A 22881-nucleotide genomic window follows, 5' to 3' on the forward strand; every position below is an offset into this window, starting at 1 on the left:
TCTTGCGACTCATCCAAAGGACAGGGGAGTACGACGTGGACATCGATGTACTGGGCGCACTCGCCGTGCGGGAGAACGGGATCTCCATCACGCCCACCGCCCCCAAGCCCCGGCAGGTCCTGGCGCTCCTGGCGCTCCACGCCGACCAGGTCGTACCGGTCTCGGCGCTGATCGAGGAGCTGTGGGGGACGATGCCCCCGCGCAGCGCCCGCACCACGCTGCAGACCTACGTCCTCCAGCTGCGCGCGCTGATCGCGACCGCCCTGGAAGGGAACGACGAGGACCGCACCGCGAAGGACGTGCTCGTCACGCTGCCCGGCGGCTACCTGCTCAACAGCGACGGCGGGACCAGCGACGTACGGGAGTTCGACCGGCTGGCCGGCCTGGGCTACCGGGCGATCGACGCGGGTGACTTCCCTGTCGCCGCCCAGCGGCTGCGCGAGGCGCTCGCCCTGTGGTCCGGGCCCGCCTTCGCCGACGTGCAGGGCGGCGTGCAGCTGGACATGGAGACGCGCCGCCTGGAGGAGACCCGGCTGTGCGCGCTCGACCAGCGCATCGAGGCCGACCTGAAGCTGGGCCGCCACCGGGAGCTGCTGGCGGAGCTGACGGTGCTGGTGAGCCGGTACCGCACCCACGAGAACCTGCACGGGCAGTTCATGCTCGCCCTGCACCGCTCGGGCCGCCGGGGCGAGGCGCTGGACGTGTACCAGCGGCTGCGCGCGACGCTCGTCCGGGACCTGGGGCTGGAGCCGTCGACCACCCTGCGCCGCCTCCAGCGGTCGATCCTGATGGCGGGTCCGGAGGGCGGCGTCGGCAAGCAGGCGCCCGTGGCAGCCGCCGCGGTCGCCGGAGCGGGTGTGAGGGCCGACCGGCTCGTACGGGCCTGACCCGCGCGGCCGGTGCCGGCCGGTGGCGGTCGGTGCGGCCGGGGGATGGCCGGGGGAACGGCCAGGGACGCAGCGGGGGCGGAAGGAGACGGAGCGGTGCAGGAAAGGTCGGAGCGGACGCGCAGGCGATTGGTCTTCGCCGGGGCCGAGTTGTTCCACCGCAACGGATACGCCAACGCGACGCTCGGTGAGATCGCGGGTGCGGCCGGGGTGACGAAGGGGGCGCTGTACTTCCATTTCGCCTCGAAGGACGAGCTCGCGGACGCGGTGCAGCGGCGCGGGTGCGGCCTGCTGCACGAGGCGGTGCGCGGACTGCGCGAGGGCGGGGCCTCGCCCTTGCAGGTCCTGATCGACACCACGCACTGGCTGGCGCGGACGCTGCACGAGGATCCGGCGATCCCGGCGAGCTTCCGCATCACCAAGGAGTGCGCCGGCCAGCAGCCGCCCGCGATGGACTTCCACGGGGCGTGGCTGGAGGCGGTCTGCGAACTGCTGAGGATGGCGCGGGACGTGGGAGAGCTGCCGCTGGACCCGTCGGTCGGCGGGCTGGACGGCGCCGCCGGCGAGAGCACCGCCGACGGGGGTCCGGCCGCCGACCGGTGGGAGAGCGCCGAGGCGCTGGTGGCAGCCGCCGTCTGCGGGATCGAGGTGCTCGCCGGGACCGGGCTGTCGTACGCGGAGCTCCAGCGGAAGGTGGCCGCCCTGTGGGGGCTGCTGCTGCCGAGCCTGGTGGGCGCGGAGCAGGCCCGGGAGTACCGGACGCGGGCCCGTGACACACGGGCGGCGGACGAGGTGCGCAGTTACGAGTTCCTCGGCAGCGGGGTCTAGGACGTCGCCGTGGCGGTGCCGTCGTCCGGCCGAGACCGTGGGGTGAAGCGACGAACAGAGGAGGGGAGACCGTGGAGATTCGGGTTCTGGGTCCGCTGAGTGCCGAGGTCGACGGGGACTCGATCGTGCCGACGGCGTCCAAGCCGCGTCAGATCCTGGCCCTCCTCGCGCTGCACCCCGGGCAGGTGATGCCGGTTCCCACCCTCATGGAGGAGATCTGGGGGCACGAGCTGCCCCTCAGCGCGCCGACCACACTGCAGACGTACATCCTCCAGCTGCGCCGGCGGCTCGGCACGGCCATGGGCCCCGGACGGCCGGGCGCCGCGAAGGAGGTCCTCACGACGCGGCACGGCGGATACCTGCTCCAGGTGCCGCCCGGGGCCGTCGACGCCAACGTGTACGAGGGCCTCGTCGCCCGGGGACAGGCCGCCTTCGACGGCGGTGACGACGCGGGCGCGGCCGCGCTGCTGCGGGAGGCGCTCGCGCTGTGGCAGGGGCCCGCGCTGGTCGACGTACGCGTGGGGCCGGTTTTGGGCATCGAGGTGATGCGGCTGGAGGAGAGCCGGCTCGTCACCGTCGAGCGGCGGATCGACGCCGATCTGCGGCTCGGACGGCACACCGAACTCCTCGCCGAGCTCACCGAGCTGGCCGCCCGGTACCCGCAGCACGAGGGGCTCCACTCCCAGCTGATGGTGGCCCTGTACAGGTCCGGCCGGCAGGCGGCCGCACTGGACGCGTACCGCAGGCTGCGCGGGCGGCTGATCGGGGAGCTGGGTGTGGAGCCGTCGCCACAGCTCCAGCGGCTGCAGCAGGCGATGCTGAAGGTGGATCCGGCGCTGGACGTGGTGGCGGGGCCCAAGCGGGGATCGACCTTCGACCTCTACGCCGCGTAGGGCGCCGGAATCCTCCTCGGACTTCTTCCGGGAAGGTGTCGCATCCGGCGATGACCTGCCGCTGTGGGTGCTGCGGCCCGCGCCGCTCGCGCGCGGGCCGTCGTGGGGACCGACCTGCGGATGTCGAACGCCAGGGCCCGGCGGGAGCTGGGGTGGCGGCCGGGTACGGGAGCAGCCCCGACGGCGTACGGGCGCCGACGGGCGCGGGGCGGCGCGTCGTGGCCTGAGTGCCCGCCGGGCCGCCGGGCCGCGGGGCGTCCGGGGCGTCCGGGGCGTCCGGCATGTGGAATGGCCCGGTGGGGTGCGGTGACCGGTGTGATCATCGGCCGATGAGCGATGAACAGCGGACCCCGCCCGAGCTGGTGGGCGACGAACGGGCCACCCTGACCAGCGTCCTGCAGTGGCAGCGGGACACCCTGCGGATGAAGTGCGCGGGCCTGACGGACGAGCAGCTGCGGCGCAGGGCCGTCCCGCCGTCCGGGCTGAGCCTGCTGGGGCTCGTGCGCCACCTCGCGGAGGTGGAGCGCGGCTGGTTCCGCAACGTGCTGGCCGGGGAGGACGTGCGCGGGTACTTCCCGGAGGACGGGGCGGGGGAGCGGACGGAGTTCCACGTCGACGACGCGGACCCGGCCGAGGCGTTCCGGATCTGGGAGGACGCCTGCGAGCGGTCGCGGAGGATCGTGGAGGCCGCCGCATCCCTCGACGTGCGGGGGAACTTCGGCGACCAGCCGTACTCGCTGCACTACATCCTGGCCCACATGATCGAGGAGTACGCCCGGCACAACGGGCACGCGGACCTGCTGCGCGAGGCGATCGACGGGGTCACGGGGGAGTAGGGAGGCAGGGTTCAGACGGCCCGTTCGGCGGCGGCGCGGTCCACGGCGTCCAGGGCGGTCTGCCACGGGAAGTGCGGCGGGGTGTCGGGGCCGGCCGGGCCGGGGACGAAGCCGCCCTCGCCGTAGAGCAGCTCGGCGCCCGCGCCGCGCAGCACGGCGAGGGACTGCTCGAACTGGGGGTGCGCGGCGAGCGCTGTGTTGGTGCAGGGCATGGCGACCACCGGGACGCCCTTGCCGAGGGCCTCGGTGGCGACGCCGACGGTGAAGCGGTCGGTGAGGCCCAGCGCCCAGGCGTTGACCGTGTTGAAGGTGGCGGGGGCGAACAGGACGGCGTCCGCGGCCGGCCACGCGTCGGGCTCCCCGGGGAGCTTGTACTGCCAGCGCACCGGGTTGCCGGTCAGGACGGCGAGCCCGTCGAGGCTCTCGGACACCCACCGCGCCGCCGTCGGGGTCAGGCCCACGCACACGTTCCAGCCGCGCGACTGGGCGTCCTCGATCACGTGGGCCACGTCGAAGACGGGCGGGGCGGCGGAGCAGAACAGGTAGAGAGTCCTCGTCATGTGGATCATGGGATCACATGAACTGCCCCGGACTGTCCTGAGGGTCCGGCAGATCCGGCACGTCGTGTGGTTCCGGGCGGAAAAACCTTCGGGATCGGCGATGAGTTTCCGCACGGCCGCCGGTCTACCCCTGTGTGGACGGGGAGCCGTCCCCATGGGAACAGCCACGAGGAGCGTGACGAGATGAGCGAGCCGGTGAAGGGCCCCGCCAGCTACTTCCCTTCGATCGAGAAGAAGTACGGCCGCCCGGTCGCGGAGTGGAAGGAGCTGATCCGGTCGTCTCCGCTGGTCAAGCACATGGAGCTGGTCGCCTGGCTCAAGAGCGGGCACGGGCTCGGACACGGGCACGCCAACGCCCTCGTCGCGCACACCCTCGCGGAGAAGTAGCGGGGGCGTGGACGCACGCGTATGCGGGCGAGCGTCCGGGCCATGTCGCGTCCCGTCGTGCGGGGATTGACTGGTTCCCATGACGACGCACACGAACGAGACGAAGAAGACCCTGGTCATCGGCGGCAACGGGAAGACCGGGCGGCGCGTGGCGGAGCGGCTGGCGGCCGGGGGACGGCCGGTGCGGATCGGTTCGCGGACCGGGGCGCCGGCCTTCGACTGGCACGAGCCCGCCACCTGGGGCCCGGCGCTGCGGGACGTGGACCGGGTGTACGTCACCTACCAGCCCGACCTCGCCTTCCCCGGGGCCGCCGATGAGGTCGGCGCGTTCGCGGAGGCGGCCATCGCGGCCGGGGCGCGGCGGCTGGTGCTGCTGTCCGGGCGGGGTGAGGAGGGGGCGCGGCTTGCCGAGGAGCGGCTGAAGGCCTCCGGCGCCGACTGGACCGTCGTGCGCGCCAGCTGGTTCAACCAGAACTTCGACGAGAGCTTCTTCCTGGAGCCCGTACGGTCCGGGGAGATCGCCCTGCCGGTGGCGGACGCGGTGGAACCCTTCGTGGACGCCGGCGACATCGCCGACGTGGTGGTGGCCGCGCTCACCGACGACCGGCACGCGGGCCGGACGTACGAGCTGTCCGGGCCGCGGCTGCTGGGCTTCGGGGAGGTGGCCGCCGAGCTGTCGAAGGCGACCGGGCGCGCGATCGCGTACGTGCCCGTCTCCGACGGGGAGTTCCGGGCGGCGCTGCGGCAGGAGGGGCTCCCGGAGGAGTTCGCGGAGCTGTTCGCCCTGATCCTGGACGGGCGCAACGCGCACCTGGTCCACGGGGTGGAAGAGGTACTGGGGCGCCAGCCCAGGGACTTCGCCGACTACGCGCGCGAGGCGGCGGCCCGCGGGGTCTGGGACGTCTGAGAAGGGCGAGGATGGTGGCATGGACACGTTGACCGGCCTGCTCGACGGGCCCAAGGCCCGGGGAGCCGTCCTGCTGAAGTCCGTCTTCGACCCGCCGTGGGCGGTGCGGATCGAGGACCGGGCCGCGTTGTCGGTGATCACGATGGTGCGGGGCACGGCGTGGCTGCTGCCCGACGACGGGGAGCCGGCGACGATCGGGCCGGGCGACGTGGCGGTCGCACGGGGGCCGGGGGCCTACACCCTCGCGGACGGCCCGGACACCCCGGTGGACATCACCGTCGGCCCCGACCAGCGGTGCAGTACGCAGGAGGGTGAGGACCTCGGTGAGCGGCTGGCGCTCGGGGTGCGCACGTGGGGGCGACCGGGGCCGGGCGCGGGCGCGGCGGTGACGCTGAGCGGGACGTACCAGGCACCGGGCGAGATCGGGCAGCGGCTGCTGGGCGCGCTGCCCGCGGTGCTGATCCGCCCGGCGGGGGCCGCCGACACCGCCCTGATCGCGCTGCTGGCCTCGGAGGTGGCGCGGGACGAGCCGGGGCAGGAGATCGTGCTGGACCGGCTGCTCGACCTGCTGCTGATCGGAGTGCTGCGGGCCTGGCTCGCCGCACCCGGGGCGGGGGCGCCGGGCTGGTACCGGGCGCAGGGCGATCCGGTCGTCGGGGTGGCGCTGCGGCTGCTGCACGAGGACCCCGCGCACGGGTGGACCGTGGCCGAGCTGGCGCGGAAGGCGGGGGTGTCGCGGGCCGCGCTGGCCCGGCGCTTCACGGAGCTCGTCGGGGAGCCGCCCGTCGCCTATCTGACGGGCTGGCGGCTGACCCTGGCCGCCGACCTGCTGCGCGAGCCGGACGCCACGGTGGCGTCGGTGGCCCGCCGGGTGGGGTACGGGAGCGCGTTCGCGCTGTCGGCGGCCTTCAAGCGGGTCCGCGGGGTGAGCCCGCAGCAGTTCCGGGCCGGGGCGGGGGCCAGCTCGGGCGTGCCGGGGGGCCCGGGCACGGTGGTGCTGGGCCGGACCGTTTAGTTCCGGTCACAGCACCAGCTAGGCGAGGTCGAGGACGCCGACGGGTTCGTCGCCGCTGAGTTCGCCCGTGCGGCGGAAGCCGAGGCCGAGGTAGAAGGGCTCCGGGCTGTCCTGCGCCGGCTTCCAGGTGACGTACACCCGCTCCCCGCCGCGGCGGCGTATCTCCTTCGTGACCGCCTGGACGGCGAAGCGGCCGTAGCCCCTGCCCTGCCGGTCGGCCGCGATGTTCAGGCGCCACAGGCCCGAGCGGCGGTGCTCCGGGTCCTTCGCCGGGTCCCAGACGTAGTCCATGAAGGCCATGACGAAGCCGACCACCTCGTCCCCGTCGACGACGGCGCGGGGCCAGGCGACGTCCCCGTGGACGTAGGCCTCGGCGAGGGACTTCATGACGGGGGGAGACGAGGTGCTCCTGGCTCGGGTGCACCCGCACGGCGCACACCGCGTCGAAGTTGTCCGGGGTGACCGGTACCAGGCGGAGTGAAGAGCTGATCACGGGCGCAGCCTAGTGCGGTCGCACCGTTCGAAAAGAACAGGACGTGCGGTATCTTATCGGGGTGGCCGGGGGAGTAGGGACAGCCCTGAGGGCAGAAGTGGCGGCGGTGTGCGGACCGCCGACGGTAGAGGGCGGTACCGGCCGGCCGGGCGCTGCGGTCAGCGCCCGGGAATCGGCACTCCCCGGGTGCGCGGACCCTCTGTCCTCACAGGAAGGCCGGCCCCGGTCGAACGCGAGGACCCTGGCGAGGGGCGGGGACCGGCGCGGTGCGCAGGCTCCCGAACGGTGTGTGCGGCGCTCGGCGTCGGCCGACGGCTACGCCGGCTGGTCGGACGCCCCTGCCGAGGCTTCACGGAAGACCTCGGCCGCCCGGTCCTCGGTCATGTGCAGGGAGGCGAGGACCGAGGGCTGCGCGATGCTGGGCATCAGATGGCGCAGCAGGGCGCTGGTTCTGACGGTCAGGTCCTCGTAGTCGGTGAGCGCCTGGGACATGGACTGGATCCCCGCGTACGTGCCCACGATGACGTCGGCGGTTTCGTGCGGGATGACATGGGGGAGCAGCTCGCCCTGTGCCTGCGCCTTCTCCAGCCGTTCCCGGACGGGGGCGGCCCAGTTGCGGAACGGTCCGCTGCGGTCGAGGTCGCCGGCCAGCTGGTCCATGGTCAGGCGCACTCCTGCCCGGACCATGGGGTCGGTCTGCAGACGGTAGGTGTGGAGCATGACGATGTCCACGATCTCCTGGAGCTTGGAAGCGCGGTCCGGCAGCACGAGGTTCTGGTTCTGCGCGTTGAGGACCCCCTGGGCCAGGTCGTCCTTCGACTGGAAGTGGAAGTAGAGGGCTCCCTTGGTCACCCCGGCCGTGGTGAGGATCTCGGAGATGGTGGCCGCCTGATAGCCGCGCTCCTCGAAGATCTTGGCCGCCGCGGACAGGATCGTCCGGCGTGTGCGAATGGCGCGTACTTGCTCGGCCATGCCGCCTCCTTCCTCCACAGGTTCTCTGCATCTTTCGGAAGGCTCTATACGCAAACCGTCCGTCCCGTACGTATCTTACAGCGGGTAATCGCTACGCCAACCCTTCGGCTCGGGCGTGGCGCAAGACCGACCAGGAGGAGACACGATGATTCTCGTGACGGGGGCCACCGGGACGGTGGGCCGTGAGGTGCTGCGGATGCTCCCTCCCGACCGCCGGGTCCGCGTCATGGCCCGGGAGCCGGAGCGGGTCCGGGGAGCAGCGGGAACCGTTGAGATCGTGCGGGGCGACTACGAGGATCCGGAGTCGGTGGCGGCGGCGCTCGCGGGGGTGACCCGCATGTTTCTCCTGACCAGCGCCGTCGGCCGCGACGACGGACGGTTCCTCCGCGCGGCGCGGGCGTCCGGGGTGCGGCATGTGGTGAAGATCTCGGCCGCGGCGGTCGAGGACCACCGGGCCGAGGACCTGATCACCCGGTGGCAGCGGGACAACGAGGACCTGCTGCGCGGCTCCGGGATGGACTGGACGCTGTTGCGCCCGCGCTCGTTCATGTCCAATTCCTTGTCCTGGGCGTCCTCGATCCGCTCGGACGGGGTCGTGCGGGCTCTCTACGGGACGTCCGTGAACTCCTGCATCGACCCGCGGGACATCGCGGAGGTGGCCGTGCGCGCCCTGACCGGGCCCGGGCACGCCGGCCGCACCTACACGCTGACCGGGCCGGAGGCGCTCAGCGCAGCGGAGCAGACGGCCCAGCTGTCCGATCTGCTGGGCCGTCCGCTGCGTTTCGAGGAGATGGAGCCCGGCCAGGCACGTGCCCAATGGAGCGCACGCCATCCGGATGCCGTGGTCGACGCGCTGCTGCGGAGCGCCGAACGGCAGCGCGAAGGTGCCAAGGCCGGGGTGGAGGATACGGTTCAGGACGTTTGTGGCAGGCCGGCGCGCTCATACAGGGCGTGGGCCCGGGACCATCTGTCGGCCTTCTCCTAGGAGAGGGGCGGCCGGACGGTCAGTCGGTGCAGGAATCGGCCGTCACGGTGGCCGTGAAGACGGGCTGCCCGTCCTGGTGGCCCGTCACGAGCACGGCGTCGTTCGACCCCGGTATGTCGCCGTACAGGCGCTGGGCCTCGATCATGCAGGGGGAGTCCAGCTCGGCGTACCGCTTGAAGTCGCCGGCGATGCTGATCGGCAGCAGGGACGAGCGTCCCAGGGTGGCCGCCGTGGCCTGGCGGGCGGCCTCCAGGAGGAGCATGCCCGGCACGTGGTCGACGGGGTGGTCGAAGAGGGCCGCGTGGTGGATGTCGACCCGCAGCTGCCAGCGGTCGGGCTCGTTGACGGGAGAGAGCACCACATCGGTCGGTGACAGCCGGCCCACGCTCTGCGGTGCGACCGGAGCCGTCAGCGGCAGCGGACGGTGGTCGGCCTCCAGGGTGTGCGCGGGGCGCACCCGCTGGTATACGGACGGGCTTATGGCGGCGAAGGACATCCGTCCCCGCGCCGCGACGTGCCCGTCGCGGCGCACGACCGCCTCGTATCTGAGCCAGGCCAGGCGCCCTGCCCGCCGCTTGACCTCGGTGCAGGTGACCTCGATGTCGAGCGAGGCGGGAGTCCGGTCGACCCGGAGGTGTTCCGGGCGCACGGAGAACTCGACGTCCCACCACAGGAAGTTGTAGCCGAAGGGCACCCCGAACTCGGCGTGCGCCAGGAGGCTGCCGATCTGCCGGATGGTTTCGCCGCAGATCAGCGGATCGTGGTGGGTGCCCGCGATCGGGGTGAAGAAGCTGTGGCTGCGGGGCCACTGCGCGCTCACCTCGAAACGGGTGTCGTCGATGCGGCGCCAGTCCGTGAGCAGCACTTCCGCCACGGCCGCGCGGTGCACCAGTTCCTTGGGAACGGTTGAGGTGAGGGAGGGGAAGTGGGAGCCGCGCTCTTCGAGGGGTGGAGCTGCGGCACGCCACGCCGGGTCGTAGATCGCTGTGCGCTCAACATGAAACGTGCTCGCGCTCATTGGTCCCCCTAGGCAGCGCTGGCGAGTTACAGGTGTGACTTCGAAGAAAAATATATACCAACCGGTTTTTTATCCAGAGGGAGCCGGGTTCCGGATTCCGAAAAAATCGGAGTGCTGCATTCCGGCCACCTGTGACTCCTGGTGCGTGCTGGTCCGCATGTGCCGGATCTCCGCCATCTGACCTTAAGCATCAGAAGCGGGCCAAGAGTGGTCCTTTGATGGGGTAGGTGCATGTCCTGGGGGTCGGAATGGCCGATTCGCATCCCGGGGCTTCCTTTGCGCACCCGGCGTCCGCTCCGGCGGCGGTCAGGGCCGGCCGCGGTCGGACCCGCCGGGTGAGCGTCCGGTCGACCGGGGGGTGCGGGGGCTGCCGCCGGCGAGCCCTGTGCAGACCATGGGGTGCGGCGCGGGGGACGGGGCCGGCGGGTCCGGCCACGGGGCGCCCGGGCGGGTGTGGGGGACGGCAGGGCAGGGCGAGCGGCCCCGGCCGGCGATGTTCGCGGTTTGCGGTCATGAATCCACACGCGTTTCCGGGCACTCCGTCGCGCCGTGGATCCGTACCGGCGCGGCGGGAGAACGGAAGCCGTCCCCGGGCGGACCGGTCCGCGGCGGGCTGGTGGGGCGACGGTGCGGTGGCCGTTGCGGCCGTTGGGCCGTGGCCCGATCGCCCGCCGTCGGGGACGCGCCGGGCGCCGTACCCGCGCGCCCCCTTGAGCGAGGCTCCAGTGGGCCTCAGGCTGGTCTCCGCCGCCGACTGAGCCGGTATACAGGCGAGCAAACCGCTGAAGCGGTTTGTGAAGGTTCTGGTTTTCTGGGAAGCCTGGTCCTGTTGGCGCCTCTCTGTGCTCTGCGGACGTTCCGGGCGGTGAGGGCCGCCGGGGGATCCATCGGGTCGGTTCAACGCATCGGTATGTTTTCGGCCGTTCGAGGGTCTGAAGATCGACATTTTGAGCCCCTTCTGAGGCGCCCGGGAGGGGGTGGAAGGATTCGTTCCAGCAGGTGGGGCTAGGTGAAAGCGCAGGTCGAGGCGGTTGCGGCTCGCTCGAAAGGGCGTCCATCGAGGTGGGAAACGGAACAGCCGGTTTGGTATTGACAAACCGGCTCGGCTGTTTTTTCCTCGTTCCAGCGAACTTCGAGGGTTCATCCAAGGACGAAGCAGGGGAGTACGGCGTGGACATCGATGTACTGGGCGCACTGACCGTGCGGGAGAACGGGGTCTCGATCACTCCCACCGCCGCCAAGCCCCGCCAGGTCCTGGCGCTGCTCGCGCTCCACGCGGACCAGGTGGTGCCGGTGGCCGCGCTCATCGAGGAGCTGTGGGGGACCGAACCGCCGCGCAGCGCCCGGACCACGCTCCAGACGTACGTACTGCAGCTGCGCGGCCTCATCGGCAACGCGCTCGAGGGCACCGACGGGTCGCGTACCGCCAAGGACGTGCTCGTCACGCTGCCCGGCGGGTACATGCTCAACAGCGGCGGCGGCACCAGTGACGTCCGCGAATTCGACCGGCTGGCCGGGATGGGCTACCGGGCGATGGACGCCGGGGACTTCCCCACGGCGGCGCGGCTGCTGCGCGAGGCGCTGGCCCTCTGGTCGGGGCCGGCCTTCGCCGACGTCGACGGCGGGGTGCAGCTCGACATGGAGACGCGGCGGCTGGAGGAGACCCGGCTGTGCGCGCTCGACCAGCGTATCGAGGCCGACCTGCGCCTCGGCCGGCACCGCGAGCTGCTCGCGGAGCTGACCGTGCTGGCCAGCCGCTACCGCATCCACGAGAACCTGCACGGGCAGTTCATGCTCGCCCTGCACCGCTCCGGCCGGCGCGGCGAGGCGCTCAGCGTCTACCAGCGGCTGCGCTCCACCCTGGTGCGCGAACTCGGCATCGAGCCCTCCTCCGCCCTGCGCAGCCTCCAGCGCTCGATCCTGATGAGCAGCCCCGAGAGCCCGGCGGAAACTCCGGAGAGCGCGCGGAAGCGGCTCGCGCGGGTCGGCTGACCCCGGGGGGAGCGCGGAGACCGGCGTCCGAAATGAGAAATCTTTGTCAGGTCTTTTGCAGAAGCTGCCGGAAAACCTGAGAAGTAATTTGCACAGCCGGGAATCGGAACAGATACGAAGAGCCCGATCCACGGGCTGAGCACGAGGTTTGACCTTCTGTCGGAATCTTGTGCCGGGAATCCGCCGTCTGTTCCCCCGTTTCGGAGGTCCGCTCGACGTCGGCTTGAGCGCCCGGTGATGTTGCCCTGGGCTGGCTTACCGTCATCGGGTCGAATACTGATAACCGAGGGTATCTCGACGAAATGTGGAGGGGAGACGGGGAGATCGTGGAGATTCAGGTTCTGGGTCCGTTGAGTGCCGAGGTCAACGGGGCATCGATCGTTCCTACGGCGGGCAAGCCGCGTCAGATCCTGGCGCTTCTCGCGCTCTACCCGGGCCGGGTGATGCCCGTACCGACCCTCATGGAGGAGATCTGGGGCACCAAGCTGCCCGAAAGCGCGCTCACCACCCTGCAGACGTACATCCTCCAGCTGCGCCGCAGGCTCGGCACGGCCATGGGGCCGGGCGCGCCGGGCACCGCCAAGGACGTGCTCGCGACGCGGCACGGGGGCTACCTGCTCCAGATCCCGCAGGAGTCCGTGGACGTCCACACCTACGAGGCCCTGGCGGCCGCCGGCCAGAACGCCTTCGACGAGGGCGACGACGAGCGCGCCGCCGACCTGCTGCGCAAGGCGCTCGACCTGTGGCAGGGCCCCGCCCTGGTCGACGTACGGGTCGGGCCGATCCTGGAGATCGAGGTGCTGCGGCTCGCCGAGAGCCGGCTCGTGACCACCGAGCGGCGCATCGACGTCGACCTCCGGCTGGGCCGGCACACCGAACTCCTCGCGGAGCTCACCGAGCTGATGGCCCGCAACCCCCAGCACGAAGGCCTGCACTCGCAGGCCATGGTGGCCCTCTACCGCTCGGGCCGGCAGGCGACCGCCCTGGACGTCTACCGCCGGCTGCGCGCCCGGCTGATCGGCGAACTGGGGGTGGAGCCCTCGCAGCAGCTCCAGCGTCTGCACCAGGCGATGCTGCGGGTGGACCCGGCGCTGGACGTGGTCGCGGGACCGCGCCGCAGCTCGACCTTCGATCTGTACGCCGCCTAGGTATATCAGGGGGCGGCCGGACGGCCCGACGGTGTGGTGGCGGGGCTCCAGCGCGGCTGGGGCCCGGCGTGAGCGGCCCTCCAGAACGCTCGGCCAGGCTCGTGGCGACGCGGTATGCGTCGCCACGCCGGCCGACCGGGAGAGAGGCACACCATGCACCGGCTCGAACTCACCGACCTGACCCGCATCCTGCGGATCTGGGGAGGCGAGGAGGAGTGCGTCGAGCTGACCGAGGACGTCCAGGACCTCTACTGGGACGAGCTCGGCTACGACTCGCTCTCCGTCCTGCAGACCACCGGCTCCATCGAGCGCAAGTTCGACGTCCTCCTCGACGGGGAGCTCATCGAACGGGGCGACACCCCCCGGCGCTTCCTCGAACTGGTCAACCGGGTCCTGGGCAGCCGGGCCGCGGTCTGAGACTCCAGCGGCGGTCCATCCGGACTCCGGCGGATCACGACACGATCTGTGCCAAGCGCTGAGAGAGGGGTGTCCGATGTCAGTCGAGCGAGTGCACCGGCTGTCGTACGCGGTCGACGCGGCCGCGCCGGCCGGAGCCCTGTACGCCCTGGTGGCCGACACCGCGCCGTGGCCGCTGTTCCTGCCGGACACCGTCCACACGGAGCGGCTGGACTTCGACGGCGCCGTCGAGCGGTACGCGCACTGGGCGGGGGTGGACGGGGAGCTGCGGCGGTCGTCGTGGCGCAGGGCCCTGGACCCCGGGCGGCGGCGCGTCGACTTCCGCGAGGAGCGCCCCGCCGGCCCCGTGACGGGGGTGGGCGGCAGCTGGCGCGTGGAGGAGCTGGCGCCGGGCTGGTCACGCCTGCTCCTGGAGCAGGACATCACCGTCGAGGACGGCCCCGCGGCGGGGCGGACCCTCGCCGCCGCCGGAGAGCGGGGGCGGGCGGCTGCGGACGGGCTGCGGGCCGTCGCCGAACGCTGGCGGGGCCTCGACGGGCTGCTGGTGTCCCTGGAGGAGTCCGTACGGCTCCAGGGCCCGGCCGAGCCGGTCCACGCCTTCCTGTACGAGGCGGGGTCCTGGCCCGGCCGGGTGGCGCACGTCGCGGAGGCCGAGGTCGTCGAGGACCGGCCCGGGGTACAGCGCGCCCGGCTGGTCAACCAGGCCGAGGACGGCGCCTCCTACCCGACGGAGGAGGTGCGTGTGTGCTTCCCGGCGGCCGGGCGCATCGTCTTCAAGCGGACCCGGCCGCACCCCCTGCTCGCGGCGCACGCCGGTGAGTGGTCCGTGGAGCCGGACCCGGCCGGGGTGACCGTGGTGTGCCGGCACGACGTGCTGCTGGACGGGAACGCGGTGGAGCGGGTGCTGGGGCCCGGAGCGGACCTCGGGCGGGCGCGCCGGTACGTGCGCGACGTGCTCGGGCGGGAGGGCCGGGCCGTGCTGGAGGCGGCGCAGGAGTGCGCCGGGGAGCCGGTGAGGGCCCTGCGGTCGGTGTGAACCCGTGAGGGGCCGGCCCTCTTCTTCGTGCCCTGTCGGGCGGGTCCGTGGCCCGTCGCCGCTGCGAGCGGCGGCGGGCCACGGGCGCGTCAGCCCCCGCGCCCGGCCGTGTCCAGTCCCCGCAGGACGGCGGGCGCGGCCAGACAGGGCATGACCACCCGCCAGAACCCCGCCAGGGTCCGGGGGGCGAGCCACTGGGGGTCGTCGCGCCCGAGGGCCTCGAAGCCGAGGGTGGCGGCCACCACCGTCGTCGCGACGTTGCGGTGGTTGAGGCCGGGCAGCAGGGCGTTCTCGTCCGCCGCCTCGACGAGCAGCCGGTGCACGTAGTCGTGCCACTCCTTGGGCAGGGCGAAGGACGACGGGTAGGCCGGCTCCCGGTTGAGCTGGAAGGCGGCCCGGGCCACGACGTCGGACAGGAGCAGCCCGGCGAGGGCCTGGGAGCTGTCGGCCAGGGCCTGGAGGGCCGACGTCCGCCCCGCGTACACCTCGCGGGCCACCTCGCGCAGGGCCCGGGCCCCGGCGGCCTCCACGGCCTCCGCGACGGCCGCCTTGTTCTCGAAGTGGAAGTGGAGCGCGCCCGGGCTCACTCCGGCGCCGACGCTGATCATGCTCAGCGTCGCCTCTGCGTACCCGCGCCGTCCGAACACCGTGGCCGCTGACTCGAGCAGTGCCTGACGGGTTCGGACGGCGCGTTCTTGTTTCATCACGCATAGCTCCTGTATCAGTTTCCTCCTATTATTAAACCGCCCCGTTGGTATGGGAAGAGCGTCCCTGTGGCCCGGAATGGCCTGATCAGCGGCGATTCATACCCCGCTGTGGCCTGATTTGATCTATTTATCGCGAACCTTGCCGCGATTTGGGGGCTTTGACAAACCGGCGAAGCGGTTTGTATCTTCGTTGACGTTGGCTCGACTGAGCTTGAGGGAGGGGGGCAGATGAACCAGCGGACCTTCGCTGTACTGGAACCTCAGACCACCGCCGCGGGGGCGAACGGTGCGTTCCTGCCGGCCGAGGGACTGAGGGTGCCACCGCACGCGTCGGCCCAGTCGGCCCTGTGGCGGATCCTCATCGTGGAGAGCAGCACGGCCGAGGCCGAGACCCTGGCGCGCGGCCTGCGCCGGCACGGGCACGAAGTCGACATCGTCGGCACCGGGAGCGAGGCGCTGCGCGGCTACGCCGACGCCGACCTCGTCCTCCTCGACCTGGAACTCCCCGACCTGGACGGGCTGGAGGTCTGCCGGGGCATCCGCGCGGCCCACGAGATCCCCGTCATCGCGGTCACCGCCCGGGGCAGCGAGCTGGACCGGGTCCTGGGCCTCCAGGCCGGCGCGGACGACTACCTGGTCAAGCCCTACGGGTTCCGCGAGCTGATGGCGCGGATGGAGGCCGTCATGCGCCGGGCGAGACCGTCGCGGCCCGCCGCCGCCACCATCACCTGCGGACCGCTGCGCATCGACGCGGGCACGCGGGAGGTGACCCTGCACGGGGAGCCCGTCGAGACCACCCGCAAGGAGTTCGACATGCTCTACCTCCTCGCCTCGCACCCCGACACGGTCATCCCGCGCAAAATGCTGATGCAGCAGGTCTGGGGCGACTCCTGGTCCCGCCGGACCGTCGACACCCACGTGAGCACCCTGCGCAACAAGATCGGCGCCAACTGGATCATCACGATCCGCGGCGTCGGCTTCCGGTTCGGCCAGGGCTGAGCCGGCCGAATCCCGGTCCGGCCAGGGCCGGACCCGTCCACACCGATCCGAGCCGAGGGGGGAGACCATGGCAGTGACGGCGCTGTGCCAGGGGGAGGGATGCCGCCGTCCGGAGGCCGACGGACGCTCCCGCCGGCGCACGGCCGACGGCGGGCGGCTGTGCCGGCCCTGCCGGGAGCGCCTCGACGCCGGACTGGCGGAGCTCGCGCACCTCTACGAGGAGTGCGGCAGGATGCTCGCCGGTGCGGCCCCCGGCAGTCTGCGCGAGCGGACGACCGGAGGCGACCTGCCCGGCCTGCCCTTCAACGGGGCCGCGGCCGACGTACGGGCCCGGATGGTCTCCGTGCTGGGCTCCTGGAGCGGACTGGTCGCGCAGGAGCGCGGCTTCGCCTCCCCGCCGCGCACCGTCGCCGCGCTGACCGCCTTCCTGCGGCGCAACGGCGACTGGCTCGCCGCCCACCCCGCGGCCGCCGAGGCCACCGAGGAGATCGCCCGCCTGGTGCGGGCCGGACGCCGCGCCGCCTTCCCCGAACCGACCCGCAGCATCCGCCTCGGCGCCTGCCCCGAGTCCGGCTGCGCCGGCTCCCTCACCGTCGCCGTCCGCGACACCGACCGGGACTTCGGCCGCGACGCGGACCGGGACACCGACCGGGCGGTCGTGTGCGACGCCGACCCGGCCCACCGCTGGACCAGCGACCAGTGGAGCCGGCTCAGCCTGTCCATGGAGTCCGGCGGACGGTCCGCCGCGCCCCGGGCCGCGGCCACCGAGCGCTGGCTCACCGCCGCGGACATCGCCCGCCTGTGGCACACGCCGACCGGCACCGTCTACCGGCTGGCCAGCGAGCAGAAGTGGCGCCGGCGCAACCGCGCGGGCCGCACGTACTACAACGAGACCGACGTACGGACCTGCTTCGACCGCCGGGCGGCCGCGCACACCTGAGACGGTCTCCTCCCGCACGATCTTCCGCAGCGGTCCGCACTCGATCCGGTAGGAGCCGGATCCAGGCGTCTGACCGCGCTTTGACATTCCCTTGGCCGGTTCGCGAGGCAGCGGACCGGTCCTTGTGGAACCTGACCGAGTCCTGAATCCGACGCCATTGAACGGCCGCTCGCGTCCGAAGAACCTTGTAGTCAAGATCCGGTGCACTGTCTCCGGAGGCGAATTCAAGGAGACGTGATGGACGCCCCTGTGATCGTCGTCGGTGCGGGTCCCGCGGGCTTGATGCTCGCCGGCGAACTGAGGCTGGCGGGAGTCCCCGTCGTCGTCCTCGAACGTCTGCAGCGGCGTACGGGCGAATCGCGCGGCCTCGGCTTCACCACGCGCACGATGGAGACCTTCGACCAGCGCGGCATCCTCGCCCGCTTCGGCGACATCGAGCGCAGCACGCTCGGCCACTTCGGCGGGCTGCCCCTCGACTTCGGCGTGCTCGACGGCGCCTGCCAGGCGGCGAAGACCGTGCCCCAGTCGGTCACCGAGACCCATCTGGAGGAGTGGGCCGCCGGCCTGGGCGCCGACATCCGGCGCGGCCGGGAGGTCCTCTCCGTCCACGACGACGGCGAGGGCGTCGATGTCGAGGTGCGCGGCCCGGACGGCACCCGCACCCTGCGCACCTCCTGGCTGGTGGGCTGCGACGGCGGGCGCAGCACCGTGCGCAAGGCTGCCGGCTTCGACTTCCCCGGCACCCCGGCCACCATGGAGATGTTCCTCGCCGACATCCGGGGCATCGACCTGAAGCCCCGCATGATCGGCGAGACCCTCCCCGGCGGCATGGTCATGGTCGGCCCGCTGCCCGGCGGCACCACCCGCATCGTGGTCTGCGAGCGCGGCACGCCCCCGCGCCGGCGCGAGAGCGCCCCCTCCTTCGACGAGGTCGCCGCCGCCTGGCAGCGGCTCACCGGGGACGACATCTCGGCCGCCGAACCGGTCTGGGTCAGCGCCTTCGGCGACGCCGCCCGGCAGGTCACCGAGTACCGGCGCGGCCGGGTCCTGCTGGCCGGCGACGCCGCCCACATCCACCTGCCCGCCGGCGGGCAGGGCATGAACACCGGCATCCAGGACGCCTTCAACCTCGGCTGGAAACTCGCCGCCGTGGTGCAGGACCGGGCCCCGCTGAGCCTGCTCGACACCTACCACACCGAACGGCACGCGGTCGGCCGGCGGCTGCTGATGAACACCCGCGCCCAGGGGCTGCTGTTCCTGAGCGGCGCCGAGGTGCAGCCGCTGCGCGACGCGCTCAGGGAACTCATGGCGTACGAGGACGTGGCCCGCCACCTCGCCGCCATGGTCACCGGCCTGGAGATCTCCTACGAGGTCGGCAAGGGCTCCCACCCGCTGCTCGGCCGGCGCATGCCCCACCTGGAACTGGCCGGCCCCGACGGTCCCACCTCCAGCACCGAACTGCTGCGCCCCGCCCGCGGGGTGCTCCTCGACCTGGCGGACAACCCGCGGCTGCGCCGGCGCGCCGCCGCCTGGGCGGAACGGGTGGACACCGTCACCGCCCGGCCGCACGGGGCCGGCACCGCCGACGTACCGCACGACACCACAGCCCTGCTGATCCGGCCCGACGGATACGTGGCATGGGCCGCGCCCGGCAGCCACCACGACCTGCCGATGGCGCTCGACCGCTGGTTCGGGACCCCGTGACGACCGGGGCCCGCGCGACCGGCACCCCCTGAGGCCGACGCATCCCCACGGCCCGACGAGCACGTCAACCGGAGGAACCACGACATGGCAACGCCGCAAGCAACGATCGAGCGCGTCCCCGGAGGCCTCCGCGCCGCCCCGGCCGCCCCGGACGGGGAGCGCCTCGACATCGTCCGGGCGGCCCGGACCGTCCTGGCCCGCGAGGGCTGGAGGCACTGCACCGCCGACGCCACCGCCGCCGAGGCCGGGGTCGAGACGGCCGCCGTAGGCCGTCACTTCCCCGACCACGAGCAGCTGCTGCTGGGCGTGCTGCTGGACAGCTCCGCCTCCGTTGCCGCCTCCCTCGCGGCCGTCGCCGAGAGCTACCTCGCGGAGATCAGCGACCTCCGCGAGGACCTGATCGCACTGGGCCGGGCCTGGCTGGCGCCGCTGGAGGCCTTCCGCGAGCACTTCGCGATCGTCCGGCACATCAGCGCCGAGGTCACCCACCTGCCCGCCGATGCCGTCGACAAGTGGCAGGCCACCGGCCCCCGCCAGGCCCGCCGCGAACTGGCCCGGCGCCTGCGCCAGGTCGCCGCCCAGGGCCTGCTCGACATCGCCGACGCCGACCAGGCGGCCGAGCGCTTCATCCTGCTGGTCCCCTCGTCCGTCGTCCAGCGCTCCTTCCACGGTGCGCTGCCGCTCGGACGCCTCGAGGAGAACGCGCTCATCGCCGACGGAGTCGACGACTTCATCCGCCTGTACGGCCCGGCCTCCCGCTGACCCGCTGACCCCGCCGATCCCCGGAGAGAGTAGAAACAATGCACAGCAACCTGATCGTGGCGCGGATGGACGTCCGTTCGAGCGCCGAGGTGGCCAAGATCTTCGCCGAGTTCGACCGCACGGACATGCCGGAGCGCATGGGTACGCTCCGGCGGCGGCTGTTCTCGTACAACGGGCTCTACTTCCACCTCCAGGACTTCGCCGAGGACGACGGCGGCGAGCGCATCGAGCAGTCCCGCAACGACCCGCGGTTCATGCGCATCAGCTACGACCTCCAGCCCTTCATCCAGCCGTACGACCCGGAGACCTGGCGCTCCCCGGCCGACGCGATGGCCACCCGCTTCTACGACTGGACGGCGACCGAGTGATGTCCGAGGAATCACGGACGACGGGAGGACACCGATCGTGGCCCGCCGGGTAGTCATCACGGGGATCGGGGTGCTGGCGCCGGGAGGCATCGGCGTCCGGGAGTTCTGGGAGCTGCTGAGCTCGGGGCGCACGGCGACGCGGGAGATCACCCACTTCGACGCCTCCCCCTTCCGCTCCCGGGTGGCGGCCGAGGCCGACTTCCTGCCGGAGCTGCACGGGCTGACCGATCGGGAGATCCGGCGCATGGACCGGGCCGCCCAGTTCGGCGTGGTCGCGGCGCGCGAGGCGGTCGCCGACAGCGGCCTCGACCTCGCCGGGCTCGACCCGTACCGCACCGGTGTCAGCATCGGCACGGGCGTGGGAGCCGTCTCCAGCCTCGACAAGGCCTACCGCGCGGCCAGCGACCACGGCCGGCTCGCGGCGGTCGACCACACGCGCGCCCCCGGCGACCTGTACGACCACTTCGTGCCCGGCTCCTTCGCGACCGAAGTGGCCTGGGCCGTCGGCGCCGAGGGTCCCGCCACGGTGGTCTCCACCGGCTGCACCTCCGGGATCGACTCGGTCGCGCACGCGGTCGACCTCATCCGCGAGGGCAGCGCCGACGTCATGGTCACCGGCGCCACCGACGCCCCGATCACGCCCCTCACCCTGGCGTGCTTCGACGCGATCAAGGCGACGACCAGCCTCAACGACGACCCGCAGCGGGCCTCCCGGCCCTTCGACGCCACCCGCCGGGGTTTCGTCCTCGGCGAGGGCGCGGCGGTGTTCGTCCTGGAGGAGCTCGAGAGCGCCCGCCGCCGCGGCGCGACCGTCTACGCCGAGGTCGCCGGGTACGCCTCCCGCTCCAGCGCCTTCCACATGACGGGACTGCGCCCCGACGGCCGCGAGCTGGCCGAGGCCATCACGGTGGCGCTCGACGAGGCGCACCTGAACCCGTCCGACCTCGACTACGTCAACGCGCACGGCTCCGGCACCCGGCAGAACGACGCCCACGAGACGGCCGCCTACAAGCTGGCCCTCGGCCCGTACGCCCACCGCACCCCGGTGAGCTCGGTCAAGTCGATGATCGGGCACTCGCTGGGCTCCGTCGGGTCCATCGAGATCGCCGCGTCGGTCCTCGCGATGCGCCACCACGTCGTGCCGCCCACCGCGAACCTGCGCACCCGTGACCCCCAGTGCGACCTCGACTACGTCCCGCTCGTCGCGCGGGAGCACCGCACCGACGCCGTCCTCACGGTCGGCAGCGGATTCGGCGGGTTCCAGAGCGCGATGGTGCTGGCCCGTCCTGACAGGAGCACCGCATGAGCGCCAGGACCCTGGTCACCGGCATCGGCGTGGCCGCCCCCAGCGGGCTCGGGGTGGAGGACTTCTGGGCGGCGACCCGCATCGGCAAGAACGCCATCGGGCCCGTCACCCGCTTCGACGCCTCCTCCTACCCCTCGCGCCTGGCCGGGGAGATCCACGGCTTCGAGCCCGGGGAGCACCTGCCCGGTCGGCTCGTGCCGCAGACCGACCGGGTCACCCAGCTCGCCCTCGTGGCCACCGACTGCGCCTTCGAGGACGCGGGACTGGCCCCCGGAGACCTGCACCCCTGCGACATGGGCGTGGTCACCGCGGCCGGCTCCGGGGGCTTCGAGTTCGGCGAGAACGAACTGCGCAAGCTCTGGAGGGAGGGTCCCAAGCATGTCAGCGCGTACCAGTCCTTCGCCTGGTTCTACGCCGTCAACACCGGCCAGATCGCGGTGCGCAACGACCTGCGCGGGCCCACCGGGGTCCTCGTCGGCGACCAGGCCGGCGGCCTCGACGCCCTCGCCCAGGCACGGCGCCGGCTCCGCAAGGGCAGCCGGCTCATCGCCACCGGGGGCTTCGACGCCTCGGTCTGCTCGCTCGGCTGGGCCGCGCACCTCGCCGGCGGCCACATGTCCACCAGCCACGAGCCCGAACGCGCCTACCTGCCCTTCGACGAGGCCGCCTCCGGCTACGTACCGGGCGAGGGCGGCGCGCTGATCATCCTGGAGGACGAGGAGAGCGCCGCCGCCCGCGGGGCGCGCAACGTCTACGCCGAGTTCGCCGGGTACGGCGCCACGCTCGACCCGCGTCCCGGCAGCGGACGCGAACCCGGCCTGCGCCGGGCCGTCGAGACGGCCCTCGCCGACGCCGGATGCCACCCGGCCGAGGTCGACGTCGTCTTCGCCGACGGGGCGGGCGTGCCGCGGCTCGACCGGGAGGAGGCCGAGGCCATCACCGCGGTCTTCGGTCCGCTCGGCGTACCGGTCACCGCGCCCAAGACGACGACCGGGCGGATCGGCGCGGGAGCGGCGCCCGTCGACGTGGTCTCGGCGGTCCTCGCCATGCGCGAGGGACTGATCCCGCCGACCACCAACGTGGAGCCCTCCCCCGCGTACGACATCGACCTGGTCGCCGTGCGGCCGCGGACGGCGTCGGTGCGCACCGCGCTCGTCCTCGCGCGCGGCCGCGGCGGCTTCAACTCCGCGGTGGTGCTGCGCGCGCTCGACTGAGCGGCCCCGCCTCCCCGGTCCGCGCCCGCCCCCGTCCTCCTCCCCCGGCGGCGGCGGGCGCCGCCCGCCCCGCGCCGAACTCCCGCAGCCGGAAACACCGGTGCGGAACACCGATGAAGGGACCCCACGTGTCCAAGCAGGAATTCACCTTCGACGACCTCAAGCGCATCCTCCTGGAGGGCGCCGGCGCCGACGAGGAGGTCGACCTCGACGGCGACATCCTCGACACCGACTTCGAGTCGCTCGGCTACGAGTCGCTGGCGCTGCTGGAGACCGCCAGCCGGATCGAGCGCGAGTTCGACATCACGCTCGACGACGACATCTTCGCGGACAACAGCACCCCGCGCTCCCTCGTCGAGGCCATCAACGCGAGCCTCAAGGTCACCGTCAACGCCTGAGCCGCGCGGGCCGGCCGAGCCGTCGGAGCCCGGCCCCCACGTCGGGGCCGCGGCTCCGACCCACGCCACCACCCCGCCGCCCCACCCCCGCCCACAGAAAGGGAGTACG

24 protein-coding genes and 1 pseudogene are annotated in these 22881 nt (G+C 72.7%); 20 read left to right on the forward strand and 5 right to left on the reverse strand.

The window, feature by feature from the left end:
- The first annotated feature begins 35 nt into the window (after positions 1 to 35).
- The 4 genes from ACFY15_RS33250 to ACFY15_RS33265 all read left to right on the forward strand — a co-directional run bounded on the left by ACFY15_RS33250 (position 36) and on the right by ACFY15_RS33265 (position 3444).
- The gene (locus tag ACFY15_RS33250; RefSeq protein ID WP_390691097.1) at positions 36 to 887 is read left to right on the forward strand and encodes a BTAD domain-containing putative transcriptional regulator; all 852 of its coding nucleotides are present in this window, start codon (positions 36 to 38) and stop codon (positions 885 to 887) included.
- A 96-nt stretch (positions 888 to 983) separates the two neighbouring features.
- Positions 984 to 1715: a ScbR family autoregulator-binding transcription factor gene (locus ACFY15_RS33255; protein ID WP_390691098.1), complete on the forward strand. Its 732-nt coding sequence runs from the start codon at positions 984 to 986 to the stop codon at positions 1713 to 1715.
- A gap of 71 nt (positions 1716 to 1786) precedes the next feature.
- Positions 1787 to 2608 (forward strand): BTAD domain-containing putative transcriptional regulator, encoded by an 822-nt coding sequence (locus tag ACFY15_RS33260; protein WP_390691099.1) that lies wholly within the window; start codon positions 1787 to 1789, stop codon positions 2606 to 2608.
- 329 nt (positions 2609 to 2937) lie between these two features.
- Complete coding sequence (locus tag ACFY15_RS33265) at positions 2938 to 3444, forward strand: DinB family protein (protein WP_390691100.1); 507 nt, start codon at positions 2938 to 2940, stop codon at positions 3442 to 3444.
- A gap of 11 nt (positions 3445 to 3455) precedes the next feature.
- Here the strand turns inward: ACFY15_RS33265 and ACFY15_RS33270 are convergent, their stop codons facing one another.
- Entirely contained in the window at positions 3456 to 4004 is a 549-nt protein-coding gene (locus ACFY15_RS33270) for a flavoprotein (RefSeq protein WP_390691101.1), read from the reverse strand.
- Between the two features lie 183 nt (positions 4005 to 4187).
- Here ACFY15_RS33270 and ACFY15_RS33275 point away from each other — a divergent pair, with 183 nt between their 5' ends.
- From ACFY15_RS33275 to ACFY15_RS33285, 3 genes are all read left to right on the forward strand, one after another.
- On the forward strand, positions 4188 to 4391 hold the full coding sequence (locus ACFY15_RS33275; RefSeq protein ID WP_390691102.1) for a DUF4287 domain-containing protein: 204 nt from the start codon (positions 4188 to 4190) through the stop codon (positions 4389 to 4391).
- A 79-nt stretch (positions 4392 to 4470) separates the two neighbouring features.
- A complete protein-coding gene (locus tag ACFY15_RS33280; RefSeq protein WP_390691103.1) occupies positions 4471 to 5298 on the forward strand; it encodes an NAD(P)H-binding protein in 828 nt (275 codons plus the stop codon).
- A 19-nt stretch (positions 5299 to 5317) separates the two neighbouring features.
- Entirely contained in the window at positions 5318 to 6313 is a 996-nt protein-coding gene (locus ACFY15_RS33285) for an AraC family transcriptional regulator (RefSeq protein WP_390826689.1), read from the forward strand.
- Between the two features lie 18 nt (positions 6314 to 6331).
- Here ACFY15_RS33285 and ACFY15_RS33290 read toward each other — a convergent pair.
- Both ACFY15_RS33290 and ACFY15_RS33295 read right to left on the reverse strand, forming a co-directional pair.
- Positions 6332 to 6803 (reverse strand): annotated as a pseudogene (locus ACFY15_RS33290) (GNAT family N-acetyltransferase).
- A 318-nt stretch (positions 6804 to 7121) separates the two neighbouring features.
- Complete coding sequence (locus tag ACFY15_RS33295; protein WP_390691105.1) at positions 7122 to 7778, reverse strand: ScbR family autoregulator-binding transcription factor; 657 nt, start codon at positions 7776 to 7778, stop codon at positions 7122 to 7124.
- Positions 7779 to 7923: 145 nt separating this feature from the next.
- On the opposite strand from ACFY15_RS33295, the gene ACFY15_RS33300 reads away from it, so the two are divergent.
- Positions 7924 to 8763, forward strand: coding sequence for an SDR family oxidoreductase (locus ACFY15_RS33300; RefSeq protein WP_390691106.1), 840 nt, complete (start codon positions 7924 to 7926; stop codon positions 8761 to 8763).
- A 19-nt stretch (positions 8764 to 8782) separates the two neighbouring features.
- On the opposite strand, the gene ACFY15_RS33305 is transcribed toward ACFY15_RS33300, so the two are convergent.
- Entirely contained in the window at positions 8783 to 9781 is a 999-nt protein-coding gene (locus ACFY15_RS33305; protein WP_390691107.1) for a ScbA/BarX family gamma-butyrolactone biosynthesis protein, read from the reverse strand.
- 1170 nt (positions 9782 to 10951) lie between these two features.
- Between ACFY15_RS33305 and ACFY15_RS33310 the strand changes: the two genes are divergently transcribed.
- The 4 genes from ACFY15_RS33310 to ACFY15_RS33325 all read left to right on the forward strand — a co-directional run bounded on the left by ACFY15_RS33310 (position 10952) and on the right by ACFY15_RS33325 (position 14374).
- Complete coding sequence (locus ACFY15_RS33310) at positions 10952 to 11773, forward strand: BTAD domain-containing putative transcriptional regulator (RefSeq protein ID WP_390691108.1); 822 nt, start codon at positions 10952 to 10954, stop codon at positions 11771 to 11773.
- A 326-nt stretch (positions 11774 to 12099) separates the two neighbouring features.
- Complete coding sequence (locus ACFY15_RS33315) at positions 12100 to 12921, forward strand: AfsR/SARP family transcriptional regulator (protein ID WP_042811903.1); 822 nt, start codon at positions 12100 to 12102, stop codon at positions 12919 to 12921.
- Positions 12922 to 13074: 153 nt separating this feature from the next.
- Positions 13075 to 13338: a phosphopantetheine-binding protein gene (locus ACFY15_RS33320; RefSeq protein WP_390691109.1), complete on the forward strand. Its 264-nt coding sequence runs from the start codon at positions 13075 to 13077 to the stop codon at positions 13336 to 13338.
- A gap of 76 nt (positions 13339 to 13414) precedes the next feature.
- Positions 13415 to 14374: an SRPBCC family protein gene (locus tag ACFY15_RS33325; RefSeq protein ID WP_390691110.1), complete on the forward strand. Its 960-nt coding sequence runs from the start codon at positions 13415 to 13417 to the stop codon at positions 14372 to 14374.
- An 89-nt stretch (positions 14375 to 14463) separates the two neighbouring features.
- Here ACFY15_RS33325 and ACFY15_RS33330 read toward each other — a convergent pair whose 3' ends face one another.
- On the reverse strand, positions 14464 to 15078 hold the full coding sequence (locus ACFY15_RS33330; protein ID WP_390691111.1) for a ScbR family autoregulator-binding transcription factor: 615 nt from the start codon (positions 15076 to 15078) through the stop codon (positions 14464 to 14466).
- A gap of 231 nt (positions 15079 to 15309) precedes the next feature.
- Between ACFY15_RS33330 and ACFY15_RS33335 the strand changes: the two genes are divergently transcribed.
- The 8 genes from ACFY15_RS33335 to ACFY15_RS33370 all read left to right on the forward strand — a co-directional run bounded on the left by ACFY15_RS33335 (position 15310) and on the right by ACFY15_RS33370 (position 22772).
- Positions 15310 to 16080 carry a response regulator transcription factor gene (locus tag ACFY15_RS33335; protein WP_390691112.1) on the forward strand — a complete coding sequence of 257 codons (771 nt, stop codon included), beginning with the start codon at positions 15310 to 15312 and terminating at the stop codon, positions 16078 to 16080.
- A gap of 67 nt (positions 16081 to 16147) precedes the next feature.
- On the forward strand, positions 16148 to 17020 hold the full coding sequence (locus ACFY15_RS33340) for a hypothetical protein (RefSeq protein WP_390691113.1): 873 nt from the start codon (positions 16148 to 16150) through the stop codon (positions 17018 to 17020).
- 237 nt (positions 17021 to 17257) lie between these two features.
- On the forward strand, positions 17258 to 18724 hold the full coding sequence (locus ACFY15_RS33345; protein ID WP_390691114.1) for an FAD-dependent monooxygenase: 1467 nt from the start codon (positions 17258 to 17260) through the stop codon (positions 18722 to 18724).
- 84 nt (positions 18725 to 18808) lie between these two features.
- Positions 18809 to 19486, forward strand: a complete 678-nt coding sequence (locus ACFY15_RS33350; protein WP_390691115.1) for a TetR/AcrR family transcriptional regulator — start codon at positions 18809 to 18811, stop codon at positions 19484 to 19486.
- 38 nt (positions 19487 to 19524) lie between these two features.
- Positions 19525 to 19854, forward strand: a complete 330-nt coding sequence (locus tag ACFY15_RS33355; protein ID WP_100865011.1) for a TcmI family type II polyketide cyclase — start codon at positions 19525 to 19527, stop codon at positions 19852 to 19854.
- Between the two features lie 34 nt (positions 19855 to 19888).
- Positions 19889 to 21160 (forward strand): beta-ketoacyl-[acyl-carrier-protein] synthase family protein, encoded by a 1272-nt coding sequence (locus tag ACFY15_RS33360; protein ID WP_390691135.1) that lies wholly within the window; start codon positions 19889 to 19891, stop codon positions 21158 to 21160.
- Positions 21157 to 22374 (forward strand): ketosynthase chain-length factor, encoded by a 1218-nt coding sequence (locus ACFY15_RS33365; protein ID WP_390691116.1) that lies wholly within the window; start codon positions 21157 to 21159, stop codon positions 22372 to 22374. Before ACFY15_RS33360 ends, ACFY15_RS33365 begins: the two co-directional genes overlap by 4 nt.
- Before the next feature lie 128 nt (positions 22375 to 22502).
- Entirely contained in the window at positions 22503 to 22772 is a 270-nt protein-coding gene (locus ACFY15_RS33370) for an acyl carrier protein (RefSeq protein WP_390691117.1), read from the forward strand.
- Positions 22773 to 22881: the final 109 nt, after the last annotated feature.

Source organism: Streptomyces sp. NPDC001373, assembly GCF_042895815.1.
In the GTDB taxonomy this organism is placed as follows: domain Bacteria; phylum Actinomycetota; class Actinomycetes; order Streptomycetales; family Streptomycetaceae; genus Streptomyces.

Excerpts from the sequence above, each read along its gene's own strand:
- ACFY15_RS33265 (WP_390691100.1), top strand. The coding sequence starts at position 2,938 with ATGAGCGATGAACAGCGGACCCCGCCCGAGCTGGTGGGCGACGAACGG.
- ACFY15_RS33270 (WP_390691101.1), bottom strand. The coding sequence starts at position 4,004 with ATGACGAGGACTCTCTACCTGTTCTGCTCCGCCGCCCCGCCCGTCTTC.
- ACFY15_RS33275 (WP_390691102.1), top strand. The coding sequence starts at position 4,188 with ATGAGCGAGCCGGTGAAGGGCCCCGCCAGCTACTTCCCTTCGATCGAG.
- ACFY15_RS33280 (WP_390691103.1), top strand. The coding sequence starts at position 4,471 with ATGACGACGCACACGAACGAGACGAAGAAGACCCTGGTCATCGGCGGC.
- ACFY15_RS33285 (WP_390826689.1), top strand. The coding sequence starts at position 5,318 with ATGGACACGTTGACCGGCCTGCTCGACGGGCCCAAGGCCCGGGGAGCC.
- ACFY15_RS33295 (WP_390691105.1), bottom strand. The coding sequence starts at position 7,778 with ATGGCCGAGCAAGTACGCGCCATTCGCACACGCCGGACGATCCTGTCC.
- ACFY15_RS33300 (WP_390691106.1), top strand. The coding sequence starts at position 7,924 with ATGATTCTCGTGACGGGGGCCACCGGGACGGTGGGCCGTGAGGTGCTG.
- ACFY15_RS33305 (WP_390691107.1), bottom strand. The coding sequence starts at position 9,781 with ATGAGCGCGAGCACGTTTCATGTTGAGCGCACAGCGATCTACGACCCG.
- ACFY15_RS33320 (WP_390691109.1), top strand. The coding sequence starts at position 13,075 with ATGCACCGGCTCGAACTCACCGACCTGACCCGCATCCTGCGGATCTGG.
- ACFY15_RS33325 (WP_390691110.1), top strand. The coding sequence starts at position 13,415 with ATGTCAGTCGAGCGAGTGCACCGGCTGTCGTACGCGGTCGACGCGGCC.
- ACFY15_RS33330 (WP_390691111.1), bottom strand. The coding sequence starts at position 15,078 with ATGAAACAAGAACGCGCCGTCCGAACCCGTCAGGCACTGCTCGAGTCA.
- ACFY15_RS33335 (WP_390691112.1), top strand. The coding sequence starts at position 15,310 with ATGAACCAGCGGACCTTCGCTGTACTGGAACCTCAGACCACCGCCGCG.
- ACFY15_RS33340 (WP_390691113.1), top strand. The coding sequence starts at position 16,148 with ATGGCAGTGACGGCGCTGTGCCAGGGGGAGGGATGCCGCCGTCCGGAG.
- ACFY15_RS33345 (WP_390691114.1), top strand. The coding sequence starts at position 17,258 with ATGGACGCCCCTGTGATCGTCGTCGGTGCGGGTCCCGCGGGCTTGATG.
- ACFY15_RS33350 (WP_390691115.1), top strand. The coding sequence starts at position 18,809 with ATGGCAACGCCGCAAGCAACGATCGAGCGCGTCCCCGGAGGCCTCCGC.
- ACFY15_RS33355 (WP_100865011.1), top strand. The coding sequence starts at position 19,525 with ATGCACAGCAACCTGATCGTGGCGCGGATGGACGTCCGTTCGAGCGCC.
- ACFY15_RS33365 (WP_390691116.1), top strand. The coding sequence starts at position 21,157 with ATGAGCGCCAGGACCCTGGTCACCGGCATCGGCGTGGCCGCCCCCAGC.